12 protein-coding genes are annotated in these 12209 nt (G+C 35.0%); all 12 read right to left on the bottom strand.

Features of this window, described 5'->3' with window-relative positions; all coding sequences use genetic code 11:
- Window positions 1-2 precede the first annotated feature (2 nt).
- A complete protein-coding gene (gene nuoK / locus B3R94_RS13010; RefSeq protein ID WP_219034517.1) occupies window positions 3-329 on the bottom strand; it encodes an NADH-quinone oxidoreductase subunit NuoK in 327 nt (108 codons plus the stop codon).
- A 16-nt stretch (window positions 330-345) separates the two neighbouring features.
- Window positions 346-864 carry an NADH-quinone oxidoreductase subunit J gene (locus tag B3R94_RS13015; RefSeq protein ID WP_038333350.1) on the bottom strand — a complete coding sequence of 173 codons (519 nt, stop codon included), beginning with the start codon at window positions 862-864 and terminating at the stop codon, window positions 346-348.
- Complete coding sequence (nuoI, locus tag B3R94_RS13020) at window positions 864-1364, bottom strand: NADH-quinone oxidoreductase subunit NuoI (protein ID WP_038333352.1); 501 nt, start codon at window positions 1362-1364, stop codon at window positions 864-866. The genes B3R94_RS13015 and nuoI overlap by 1 nt, the downstream gene beginning before the upstream one ends.
- Window positions 1365-1386: 22 nt before the next feature.
- Window positions 1387-2436, bottom strand: coding sequence for an NADH-quinone oxidoreductase subunit NuoH (nuoH, locus tag B3R94_RS13025; protein WP_038333358.1), 1050 nt, complete (start codon window positions 2434-2436; stop codon window positions 1387-1389).
- A gap of 24 nt (window positions 2437-2460) precedes the next feature.
- A complete protein-coding gene (locus B3R94_RS13030; RefSeq protein ID WP_115002357.1) occupies window positions 2461-3543 on the bottom strand; it encodes a 2Fe-2S iron-sulfur cluster-binding protein in 1083 nt (360 codons plus the stop codon).
- Between the two features lie 7 nt (window positions 3544-3550).
- Window positions 3551-4909, bottom strand: coding sequence for an NADH-quinone oxidoreductase subunit NuoF (gene nuoF / locus B3R94_RS13035; RefSeq protein WP_115002289.1), 1359 nt, complete (start codon window positions 4907-4909; stop codon window positions 3551-3553).
- Window positions 4909-5400: a complex I 24 kDa subunit family protein gene (nuoE, locus tag B3R94_RS13040; RefSeq protein ID WP_115002287.1), complete on the bottom strand. Its 492-nt coding sequence runs from the start codon at window positions 5398-5400 to the stop codon at window positions 4909-4911. Before nuoE ends, nuoF begins: the two co-directional genes overlap by 1 nt.
- Before the next feature lie 15 nt (window positions 5401-5415).
- On the bottom strand, window positions 5416-6657 hold the full coding sequence (locus B3R94_RS13045) for an NADH-quinone oxidoreductase subunit D (RefSeq protein ID WP_038333370.1): 1242 nt from the start codon (window positions 6655-6657) through the stop codon (window positions 5416-5418).
- Between the two features lie 2 nt (window positions 6658-6659).
- Window positions 6660-7199 carry an NADH-quinone oxidoreductase subunit C gene (locus B3R94_RS13050; RefSeq protein ID WP_038333373.1) on the bottom strand — a complete coding sequence of 180 codons (540 nt, stop codon included), beginning with the start codon at window positions 7197-7199 and terminating at the stop codon, window positions 6660-6662.
- Between the two features lie 9 nt (window positions 7200-7208).
- Window positions 7209-7781 (bottom strand): NADH-quinone oxidoreductase subunit B, encoded by a 573-nt coding sequence (locus tag B3R94_RS13055; RefSeq protein ID WP_038333376.1) that lies wholly within the window; start codon window positions 7779-7781, stop codon window positions 7209-7211.
- 29 nt (window positions 7782-7810) lie between these two features.
- A complete protein-coding gene (locus B3R94_RS13060) occupies window positions 7811-8176 on the bottom strand; it encodes an NADH-quinone oxidoreductase subunit A (RefSeq protein ID WP_115002285.1) in 366 nt (121 codons plus the stop codon).
- A 227-nt stretch (window positions 8177-8403) separates the two neighbouring features.
- The gene (gene mfd / locus B3R94_RS13065) at window positions 8404-11772 is read right to left on the bottom strand and encodes a transcription-repair coupling factor (protein WP_291101334.1); all 3369 of its coding nucleotides are present in this window, start codon (window positions 11770-11772) and stop codon (window positions 8404-8406) included.
- Window positions 11773-12209: the final 437 nt, after the last annotated feature.

A 12209-nucleotide genomic window follows, 5' to 3' on the forward strand; every position in this document is an offset into this window, starting at 1 on the left:
TCTTAACCTTTTAAACGATTTAACACATTAATATCTACCGAGTATACTTTGCGGAACAATAAAATTATCACTGATAATCCTACAGCAACCTCAGCCGCGGCTACAACCATAATAAAGAATACTAAAAGTTGTGCATCTGTTCCTTTTTCTAATGCTGGATTTGCATGATAGTGCATTTTTGAGAACGCTACTAACAACAAATTCACAGAATTTAACATCAATTCTATACACATAAAAATGACAATTGCGTTACGACGTAGCATAACACCTGCCATTCCTATTCCGAATAGGATTAATGATAAAGTAATATAATAACTGATTGGTAACATCTTTTACTTTTTATATTTAATCCAATAATTCTTCGTCCTTTTTCGATAACATCACCGCTCCAATCATTGCAGAAATAAACAAAATACTGCTCAACTCGAATGGTAAAACATATTCTGAATACAACAATGATCCTAAGTTGTGAATCAATCCTAAATCACCTGTTCCCATTTCTACAGCTGTGTTTGCAGAAGCTTGATTTTGTGAGAAAATACCAATTGTCAAGGCAACAAATAACAAAGAGATTAAACTCGCTGCTAATATTTTTGCTGGTCGACCAAATGATTTCTTTTCACTATTCAAGTTCATCAACATCACCACGAATAAGAACAATACCATAATTGCTCCGGCATAGACAATGACATTTACAATTGCCAAAAACTGTGCGTTTAGCAATACATAATGTCCGCTGATGCAGAAGAATGTTACGATTAAATATAAAATGGAATGTACAGGATTTTTACTGAACACCATTAGTAGCGCACTTAACACCGTTAAGCTCGACAAAACATAGAATAAAATGATAGGTAATTCCATTAATTTGTAGCTTTTTTCGGGATTAATAAATCTTCTTTCGAATAGATAAAGTTTTGACGTTTGAAACTTGCTGGAGGAACTGTTTGCGATAAATAAACAGCATCTTTTGGACAAGCTTCTTCACAGAATCCACAGAAAATACAACGTAACATGTTAATTTCATATTTCGCTGCATATTTTTCTTCGCGGTAAAGATTTTCTTCGCCAGGAAGTCTTTCTGCCGCTTCCATTGTAATCGCTTCTGCTGGACAAGCCAAAGCACAAAGTCCACAAGCTGTACAATTTTCGCGATCTTCTTCGTCTCTATTCAAAACGTGTAATCCTCTAAATACAGGACTAAACGGTCTTTGTTTTTCTGGATAACTAATTGTTGCTTTCTTCGAAAAGAAGTGCTTCAATGTAATCATCAACCCTTTTGCGATAGAAATCAAATAGATACTTTCCCAAAAAGTAAGGGGTTTACGTTCTACTTGTTTTACTCTATTTGTAATTGGTTTCATACTTTTAATGATTTTGATGATTCTACTTGTTTAATAATAAAATCACTAAGCCTGTAATTAACATATTGATTAATGCTAAAGGCAATAATTTTTTCCAACCTAAATCCATTAATTGGTCATATCTGAAACGAGGAATCGTCCAACGCACCCACATATAGAAGAAGATGAAGAAACAAGCTTTACCGAATAATGAAAGGAAATTAAGAATTGCCGTTCCATTCACTCCGATAGAGTTTACTAATGTTGCATCGTCTACAAATGGGATATCGTATCCACCAAAATATAAGGTAGAAATTACTACAGAACTGATAAACATGTTGATGTATTCTGCGAATAAGAAGAATCCCATCTTCATCGAAGAATATTCTGAGTGATAACCTCCAATTAACTCATTTTCTGCTTCTGGTAAATCGAACGGAGTACGGTTAGTTTCTGCGAACGAACAAACCAAGAAAATAATAAATCCTAATGGTTGTAATAAGATAAACCACGCATGCTCTTGTTGATAATGTACAATATCACTCAATTTTAAAGAACCTGTCATCATCAAAATTGTGATTAACACTATTCCCATCGGTAATTCGTACGAAATAATCTGCGAAGCTGCACGCAAACCTCCCATTAAAGAGTATTTGTTGTTCGATGCCCAAGCACCAATCATAATTCCATAAACACCTAAACTTAATACACCTAAAATGTATAAAAATCCGATGTTAACATCTGCAATTTGAGGAACAACTACACGATCTCCAATCTCGAAAGCTGTCGACCATGGAATAACTGCACCTGTCATACAAGCTACAATCATTGCCAAAGATGGACCTAAGATGAATAAAAATTTATTCGAATCTTTTGGTGTAATTTCCTCTTTCGAGAATAATTTTAAACCATCGGCAAGCGGTTGTAATAAACCAAAAATACCTGCACGGTTTGGTCCGATACGATCTTGTAAGAATGCTGCAACTTTACGCTCAGCCCAAGTAGAGTACATGGCAACAACTAATGCAAAACCAATCATTACGCCTACTAAAGCTAACTTTTCTAATGCATCAGCAATAAATTCTTCTGTCATTTTGTTAATTTTATTTACGAATGATTAATCTTTAAAATCTTTACTTGTTGCTGGTCCATCAATTTTAGATAAATCACGATTTGGTTCATTTACTTCTGAAACCGAGTGAATATCTAATAAAATCTTTGGATCGCGTTTGATTACTTTCGGAAGTGTTTCTTTTGGCTCCACTTTATTCTCAAAGTAATGACCTTGACGAACAACAGAATCTTTAGAAATTTCTGATGGTTTTTCTAACGTCCAATCGTTGATATCTTTTTTATCGAAACGACATGTGTTACAAATCCAATCTTTTACTTCGTTAAATTCATCTTTGCGAGCTGTTACACGGAAAACTTCGTTTCCACGGAACCACACTTGTGCTTTACCAGAACAAGTCGGACAATCGCGATGTGCATCAACTGGTTTCAAGAACCAAACACGATTTTTGAAACGGAACGTTTTATCTGTTAGAGCTCCAACTGGACAAACATCAATAATATTTCCGATGAATTCGTTATCTAAACTTTTGTTGATATGAGTTGAAATTTCTGCGTGATCTCCACGATTCATTACACCATGCTCACGACAACCTGTGATTTGATCCGCAGTTTTTACACAACGATAACATAAAATGCATCGGTTCATGTTCAACTGAATATTTGGACCTAAATCTTCTTTTGGGAATGTACGACGATCAAATTCGTAACGTGTTGCTTCTGCTCCGTGCTCGTAACTTAAATCTTGTAATTTACATTCTCCTGCTTGATCACATACTGGACAATCTAAAGGATGGTTGATTAATAATAATTCAACAATACCTTTACGTGCCTCAACTGTACGCTCAGACGTTTTATTGCCTACAACCATTCCGTCCATAACTGTTGTACGACAAGACGGAACCAATTTTGGCATTGGACGAGGATCTGCTTCACTTCCTTTTGATACTTCTACCAAACATGTTCTACAGTTTCCTCCTGTATTTTCTAATTTACCGTAGTAACACATCGCTGGAGGTGCTACTTCTTTACCAACCATACGAGCGGCTTGAAGGATCGTTGTTCCCGCAGGTACTTCAATCGTTTCGTTATCGATGGTAACTTTAAATAATGGTGTTTCTTCTGCCATCTTCGTATTAATTTGCGGTTTCTTTAATTTCGATTGGATCAGCATAATGTGCTAAACCAAAATTACGCATCAAACATTCTTCCGGATTATTAATATGCCATTCAAACTCATCACGGAAGTGACGAATTGCCGCTGCTACTGGCCAAGCCGCTGCATCTCCTAATGGACAAATTGTATTTCCTTCGATTTTACGTTGAACATCCCATAACAATTCGATGTCAGACATTTTTCCTTTTCCTTCATCGATTCGTTTCAAGATTTTTTCCATCCAACCTGTTCCTTCACGACAAGGTGAACATTGTCCACACGATTCGTGACGATAGAAACGAGCTAATGTATACGTGTGGTAAACAACATCTTGATCTTCATCTAAAACAATAAATCCTCCGGAACCCATCATTGTTCCTGTTTGGAAACCTCCTTCTGATAAACTTTCGTAATTCATGTAACGAGGTTTACCTTCTGCAGTTTTTAACAATAAGTTTGCTGGAACAATTGGCACAGAACTTCCTCCAGGAATACATGCTTTAAGGCGTTTTCCATTTGGAATACCTCCACAATATTCGTCTGAATAAATAAATTCTTCAACCGTAATTGTCATATCAATTTCATAAACGCCTGGTTTATTAATATTACCACAAGCTGAAATTAATTTTGTTCCTGTTGAACGTCCAACTCCAATTTTAGAATATGCTTCTCCTCCAATCTCAATAATTGGAACAATAGCTGCAATTGTTTCTACATTGTTTACAACCGTTGGTCTTCCCCATAAACCTTTAACAGCTGGGAAAGGTGGTTTTAGACGTGGATTTCCACGTTTACCCTCTAACGATTCTAACAATGCCGTTTCCTCTCCACAGATATAAGCTCCACCTCCACGTTGAACATAAATTTCGCAATCGAAACCTGTTCCTTGAATGTTTTTACCTAACCAACCAGCAGCTTTTGCTTCGTCGATTGCTTCTTCTAAAATTTCTGCAACCCACGCATATTCTCCACGGATATAAATAAATGATGTATTAGAACCTAAACAGAATGATGAAATCAGAACTCCTTCAATTAATAAATGAGGAATATATTCCATCAAGAAACGGTCTTTGAACGTTCCTGGTTCAGATTCGTCTGCATTTACCACTAAGTGTCTTGGAACACCTTCTGGCTTTGCCAAAAAGCTCCATTTCATTCCAGTTGGGAAACCTGCACCACCACGACCTCTTAAACCAGAAGTTTTTACTTCTTCTAAGATTTCATCAGTTGTCATTTTAAATGCTTTTTCAGCATTTGCATAACCACCGTTTTCGCGGTAAGCTTGATACTGACGAATTCCTGGAACATCAATATTTTTTAACAGTAATTTTTGTCCCATTATGCTAATTTTTTCAATTCCTCGATTAATTCGTCTACTTTCTCGATCGTTAAATTCTCACGATACGTTTTTCCTAACTGTAGCATTGGCGCGTAACCACATGCTCCTAAACATTCGGCTGGTTTTAATGTAAATAAACCATCTGCCGAAGTTCCACCAGCTTCAATATTTAATTTTGTTTTGATGTGTTCAATAATTTTGTCTGAACCTCTTAACATACAAGGTCCAGTTTGACAAACTTCTAACACAAATTTCCCTACAGGATTTAAGTTAAACATCGAATAAAATGAAGCTACTTCGTAAACTTCTACTGGTAAAATTTCTAATACTTCTGCAACATAATCTAAATGAGGAGTGTCTAACCAACCACCAAACTCAGCTTGTGCGACATGAAGTAAAGGAATCAATGCACTTTGTTTTTTATCCGATGGATAACGTGCAATGATTTTATCTACTTTTTGTTGTGTTTCTTCTGAAAATTGAATTGCCATTTTTAATAATTTTTATTAAGCATCTAATTCTCCAGCAATCAAATTCAAACTACTCATTGTGATAATGGCATCTGAAATCATTGATCCTTCAATCAATTCTGGATAAGCTTGATAATAAATGAAACAAGGTCTACGGAAATGTAAACGGTATGGCGAACGTCCACCATCAGAAACGAAATAATAACCCAACTCACCATTTGCAGCTTCGATTGAATTATAAATTTCTCCTTTTGGCATATCTACCTCTCCCATAATAATTTTGAAGTGATAGATTAACGCTTCCATTTTTGTGTAAACATCTTTCTTTAGTGGTAAATAAAAGTCTGGAGCATCAGCATGATATTGCGTTGCTTCTTCTCCTTCTAATGCATCAATTTTTGCAATTGCTTGTTTAATGATACTTAAACTTTGCCACATTTCTTGACCACGAACTAAGAATCTATCGTAACAATCTCCCGTTGTACCAACTGGAATATCGAATTCGAATTCTTCGTAACGAGAATATGGTTTCGCTACACGAACATCATAATCTACACCAGCCGCACGTAAATTTGGTCCTGTGAAACCATAATTTAATGCACGTTCAGCCGAAATTCCTCCTACTCCTTGCGTACGATCCATAAAAATACGGTTACGTAAAAATAAGTTTTCAAACTCTGTTAAGACATCTGGAAACTCTCTCACGAAACGATGGATTTTTGTCCAAGCAACTTCAGAAAAATCACGTTCGAAACCACCGATACGACCAATATTTGTTGTTAAACGAGAACCACAAATTTCTTCGTAAATCTCATAAATCAACTCGCGGTATTTCATCATATAAAGGAATCCTGTAAATGCTCCTGTATCAACACCCATAATCGAGTTACATACAATATGATCTGCCATACGAGCCAATTCCATAATGATAACACGCAAATAAGAAACACGTTTTGGAACTTCAATTCCAACGAATTTCTCAACTGTCATGTGCCAACCTAAGTTATTTAACGGCGCCGAACAATAGTTCAATCGGTCTGTTAAAGGTGTAATTTGGTACAAAGGTTTGCGTTCAGCAATTTTCTCAAAAGCACGGTGAATATACCCAACTGTAGGAACCGCAGATTTGATGATTTCACCATCAATCTCTAAAATATTTTGAAATACCCCATGTGTTGCAGGATGCGTAGGTCCTAAGTTTAAGGTAATTGTGCTTTTTTCTAACGAACCATCTGGAAGATCAAGATGCTTTAATTTTTTAGTTTTCTCTTTTCCCATGGTTAATTTGCTTTTACATTAAAACCTCCGTAATTAAAATCTCCACCACGACCAAACATATCGTCGTCTTTGTCTTTACGTGTTTGATCCTCTAATGGGAACTCTTTGCGTAACGGATGATAATCCATTTCTGGAACATTCATGACACGAATTAAATTTGGATGTCCTACAAAATCAACTCCATAGAAATCATACGCCTCGCGCTCTAACCAGTTAGCTGTTTCGAATAATTTAGTTGCGGTAAAAATCGAAGGTTTTTCGATTGGTAAAGCAAATTTTAATCGAACCTCAACTCCTTCATATAGATTATAAACTAAATAGGTTACAACCAATTCTTCTCCAACATTATTAGGATAATGAATAGCAGTTAAATCCTTCAAAAATTTGAAAGATAATTGCTCATCATCATATAAATATTGTAAAATCTTTAGATTGAAATCTTTGTTAGCGTATAAAGTCAATACACCGAAATGCTCTTCGTATCCGTATATATTTTCTTGAAACTTCTGAACCAAACGGTCTTTTATAAATGAATTGTCCATTATTTCAACTTATTTAATTCCATAACTTGCTAAAAGTTGTTGATATTCTTCGCTACTTCTGCGACGAACACTTTCGCTCTCTACCAACTCCTGAATACGCATTACACCATCGATAATTGCTTCTGGACGAGGCGGACAACCTGGCACATATACGTCTACTGGAATTACTTCATCAATTCCTTGTAAGACCGAATATGTATCAAAAATTCCTCCCGAACTTGCACAAGCACCAACAGCAATCACCCAACGAGGTTCTGCCATTTGGATGTAAACTTGCTTCAGAACTGGCGCCATTTTTTTAGAAATTGTACCCATTACCATCAACAAATCGCACTGACGAGGCGTAAAAGCCAAACGCTCAGATCCAAAACGTGCCAAATCGTATGTCGAACCCATAGTCGCCATAAACTCGATTCCGCAACAACTTGTCGCAAATGGTAAAGGCCAAATAGAGTTTTTACGCGCTAATCCAACTACTTTTGATAGTTGCATCGCCATAAAACCTTCACCTTCAAAACCTCCTGGAGACTCTACAATCTTCACATTGGTATTGTGTGTTACTGGTCTTTTATTATGAATCATTATACTATTATTTTAGAATTTTAATCGCTCTATTTTTCCCAATTAAGAGCTCCTTTTTTGCGTACATACAAGTACATCACAAAGAATAATCCAACGAATGTTACAACTGCTGCAAAACCTTCCCAACCTAACTCTTTAAAATTCGCTGCATATGGGTAAAAGAAGATTACCTCTACGTCGAATAACACGAATAAAATGGCTACTAAGAAGTATTTAATTGCAAATGGCTGTCTTGCATTTCCAACTTTCTCAATCCCAGACTCGAAATTCTCTAATTTTTCGTCTGTCTTTCTCGATGGCCCAAGAAAATGTGTCGCAACGATAGTACCCGCTACAAACGCAAAAGCAATCACAAAAAGAATGAGAATAGGAATATAACTTGATGCTGTTTCCATAACTACTTTACTATTTTTCCAACTAATATTTTATCGATAAAAATAATAATAAAATATCATATTATTTATGTAAATTAGTTTTCAGCTAGTTATAGTTCTTTATATGATAAATTATATATTATTTATCTATATCGGAAGTTTAATGATTGAATAAAAAAAGGAGAACTAACAACTTGGTCAATTCTCCCTATGTATTTTATTAGATTACTAATTAAAACTTAAAAAAGTTAATGAATTAATAAATTTTGTAGATTTTGCAGTGCTTCATGCACAGTTTTAATATGTTCAAATCGTACTAACAATGTTGGATACTCTTCTCCTTTTTTGGGTGATTTTTCCTTAAAATTGATGTTTTTAGGGTTATTTTGAACGTAATTTAAAATTAATCTAAATTCATCTGACTGATAAAATTCGCTTTGTGGTTTATTAATAAAATAAGCCAATAAAACACCATTTTTCATCACCAAACGTTCGAAACCTAATTTTTTACTGATCCATTTCAGTTGAATTGATTCCAATAAATTTTCGGCTTCAATTGGTAATTTTCCAAAGCGGTCAATCAAATTATTTTTAAACGTTTGTAAATCTGTTTCAGTTTCGACATCAGCTAATTCTTTGTACAACAATAAACGTTCTTCCGAACTTTCAATGTATTCGTCGGGGAACATAATTTGTAAATCCGAATCAATTTGCACATCCGATACATACGATTTTACTTCTTCCGATTTTTGATCTTCGAACAAATCTTTGAAATCTGTTTCTTTCAATTCTTCAATCGCTTCATTCAAGATTTTTTGATACGTTTCGAAACCGATATCCATCATAAATCCTGTTTGTTCAGCACCTAAAAGATTTCCAGCTCCACGAATTTCTAAATCTTTCATCGCAATATTGAATCCTGATCCTAAATCAGAAAACTGCTCAATTGCTTGCAAACGTTTACGCGCTTCGTCCGTTAAAACCGAAAGTGGCGGCGCAACCAAATAACAGAACGCTTTGCGGTTACTACGACCAACACGCCCACGCATTTGATGCAAATCTGCCAAACCGAAATTCTGCGCATCATTAATTAAAATCGTATTCGCATTCGGAACATCCAAACCAGATTCGATAATCGTTGTTGATACAAAAACATCATATCGACCATCAATAAAATCGAGCAATACAGCCTCTAATTCTTTTCCATCCATCTGTCCATGACCAATCGCCACACGCGCATCAGGAACTAATCGTTGCACCATTCCTGCAATATCTTTCAACGATTGCACACGATTGTGAATGATATAAACTTGTCCACCACGTTGCATTTCGTACATAATCGCATCACGAAAAATCTCTTCATTGAAACCAACCAATTGCGTATCGACAGGCTGTCTATTTGGCGGAGGCGTTTTGATTACTGACAAATCTCGCGCAGCCATCAACGAGAATTGAAGTGTACGCGGAATTGGCGTCGCTGTCAACGTTAATGTATCAATATTTTCGCGAAGCGTTTTCAATTTATCTTTTACACCAACACCAAATTTATGCTCTTCATCCACAATTAATAAGCCTAAATCTTTGTACTCAATTTTTGGATTAACCAATTGATGCGTCCCAATCACAATATCAACTTGACCAGATTTTAAACCATCTAAAACGGCCTTTTTCTTTGCTCCTGTTACAAATCGATTGAGATAAGCAACTTTCACAGGCAAATCTCGTAAACGCTCTGAAAATGTTTTGAAATGTTGAAAAGCCAAAATCGTTGTTGGAACCAAAACAGCAACTTGCTTTCCATCTACTGCAGCTTTCATCGCCGCACGAATCGCGACTTCCGTTTTCCCGAAACCTACATCACCACAAACCAGGCGATCCATCGGGCGTTCAGATTCCATATCAGCTTTCACATCTTGCGTCGCTTTGTACTGATCGGGCGTATCTTCATAAATAAAAGAAGCTTCCAACTCATTTTGCAAATACGTATCAGGCGAATACGCAAAACCTTTTCTGGCACGACGTTTCGCATATAATTTAATCAAATCGAAGGCAATTTCTTTTACTTTCGCTTTGGTTTTATTCTTTAAATTTTTCCAAGCTGGCGAACCAAGTTTCGAGATTTTTGGCTCAGCGCCATCTTTTCCTCTAAACTTCGCAATTTTATGCAACGAATGAATATTAACGTACAAAATATCATTATTTTGATAAATCAATTTGATTGATTCTTGCGTTACGCCATTATTATTCAACCGTACCAAACCGGCAAATTTTCCGATTCCATAATCGATATGCGTCACAAAATCACCAACTTGCAACGAATTGATTTCCTTTAGCGTAATCGCTTCTTTTTTGGAAAATGAATTTCGAAGATTGAATTTATGATAACGTCCAAAAATCTGATGATCGGTATAACATGTTAATTTGATTTCTTCATCAATGAAACCTTGATAAATAGAACCCAAAACTGGAATATATGAAACCTCTTTTCCAATATCTTCAAAGATTTCTTCGAAACGTTTGATTTGTGTTTCACTTGAACAAATCAGTGCATTTTTGAAACCTTCCGTTTTGTGTTCATTCAAATCATCAATTAATAATTCGAATTGCTTGTTAAAACTTGGTTGAGGTTTGAATGGTGATTCAATTTCTTCAACTGTTTCAAAATAAGACTTCATCGAACACTCAATCACACCAAAAGATGAAATTTGTTGAAGAAAAGCATTTTCATTCAAAAATAATTGATTCGGTTCTGCTTGTTTAATTTCTCCTTTTAATTCAGCAAAAGCAGTTTCAGCTTGTTCAAAATTCTTGGTGATTTGTTTCGCTAAAACAGAAATATTTTTCGCGATAACTAAACTATCTTTCGAAATATATTCTAAGAAACTTTCTCGTTTTTCGTTAATCGATTTACTCTCAAGATTTGGAATAATCGTAATTTCTTTTGTCGTTGCAATGGACAATTGATTCTCGATATCAAACGTTCTGATGGTTTCCACCTCATCACCAAACAACGAAATTCGATAAGGATGCTCATTCGAAAACGAAAAAACATCTATAATTCCACCACGAATCGAGAATTCTCCCGGTTCAGAAACAAAATCAACACGATGAAAATTATAAGAAGATAAAACCTCCGTTAAGAAATCAATTCCTAAATCATTTCCAACCTTCACTTTAAGTGTATTCGTAGAAAGCGCTTTTTTTGTCACTACTTTTTCAGACAAGGCTTCCGCATATGTCACCACAATTTTTGGGCGTTTCGAATGCGATAATACATTTAAAACCTCTGTTCTAATAACAACATTTGCATTATTTACTTCCTCAATTTCGTAAGGACGCTTATAAGAAGACGGAAAAAATAGAATTTGTTCTTTATCAAACAAAGTTTCCAAATCATTTAACACATAAGCCGCTTCTTCTTTATCATCAAAAATTAGAATCGTAGGACGCGCAACACGATCATATAAATGACCAGTTATAATGCTCAATCCTGAACCTAAAAAACCTTTGATATTGACTTTATGCTGTGGATTATTTTTAAAATTGACAATAAGCTTCTGTACGAAATCTGAAGAATCGTATAAGCTAAAAACGTTGTGAATAGTTTTCTGTTCCAAAGTTTTGCAAATATAAAATTTTATAAACTTATTTTTAAACAATCTTTAAAAAAAGCAATGTTAAAATGCGAATTTTCAATTAATGAAAATTTTTCGGAAAATTTATAAAAAAAGTTGAGCTAAGTTAAAAAAATTAATCCTAGCTTTGGCTTATCAAAAAAAGAAAATGAAATTAGTTCACAACATTATCAACTTGATTATTTTAGTCATTCTTATCCCAGGGAGTGGTAATTAGTTGTGTACGTACAAAATAACAATTAAAGCCACTTCTTAACGAGGTGGCTTTTTTTATGGAGAAAAATTAATTAAACAATATTATGCAAAACAATTTCGTCATTATTATCATTATTATTTTAGTCTTGGTCTTACGATTAGGAAAGGTGGTTTTATGACAAATTTTTTGAACGATTTTTTATGAGCCACCTTTATTCAGGGTG

Origin of the sequence: Empedobacter sp. UBA7611 (assembly GCF_002484365.1) — a bacterium.
In the GTDB taxonomy this organism is placed as follows: Bacteria; Bacteroidota; Bacteroidia; order Flavobacteriales; family Weeksellaceae; genus Empedobacter; species Empedobacter falsenii_B.

Bases quoted from the DNA above. Each gene is read 5' to 3' on its own strand.
- nuoE (WP_115002287.1), bottom strand. From the start codon at position 5,400: ATGGCAATTCAATTTTCAGAAGAAACACAACAAAAAGTAGATAAAATC.
- nuoF (WP_115002289.1), bottom strand. From the start codon at position 4,909: ATGGGACAAAAATTACTGTTAAAAAATATTGATGTTCCAGGAATTCGT.
- B3R94_RS13055 (WP_038333376.1), bottom strand. From the start codon at position 7,781: ATGATTCATAATAAAAGACCAGTAACACACAATACCAATGTGAAGATT.
- B3R94_RS13050 (WP_038333373.1), bottom strand. From the start codon at position 7,199: ATGGACAATTCATTTATAAAAGACCGTTTGGTTCAGAAGTTTCAAGAA.
- B3R94_RS13030 (WP_115002357.1), bottom strand. From the start codon at position 3,543: ATGGCAGAAGAAACACCATTATTTAAAGTTACCATCGATAACGAAACG.
- B3R94_RS13015 (WP_038333350.1), bottom strand. From the start codon at position 864: ATGGAATTACCTATCATTTTATTCTATGTTTTGTCGAGCTTAACGGTG.
- nuoK (WP_219034517.1), bottom strand. From the start codon at position 329: ATGTTACCAATCAGTTATTATATTACTTTATCATTAATCCTATTCGGA.
- nuoI (WP_038333352.1), bottom strand. From the start codon at position 1,364: ATGAAACCAATTACAAATAGAGTAAAACAAGTAGAACGTAAACCCCTT.
- nuoH (WP_038333358.1), bottom strand. From the start codon at position 2,436: ATGACAGAAGAATTTATTGCTGATGCATTAGAAAAGTTAGCTTTAGTA.
- B3R94_RS13060 (WP_115002285.1), bottom strand. From the start codon at position 8,176: ATGGAAACAGCATCAAGTTATATTCCTATTCTCATTCTTTTTGTGATT.
- B3R94_RS13045 (WP_038333370.1), bottom strand. From the start codon at position 6,657: ATGGGAAAAGAGAAAACTAAAAAATTAAAGCATCTTGATCTTCCAGAT.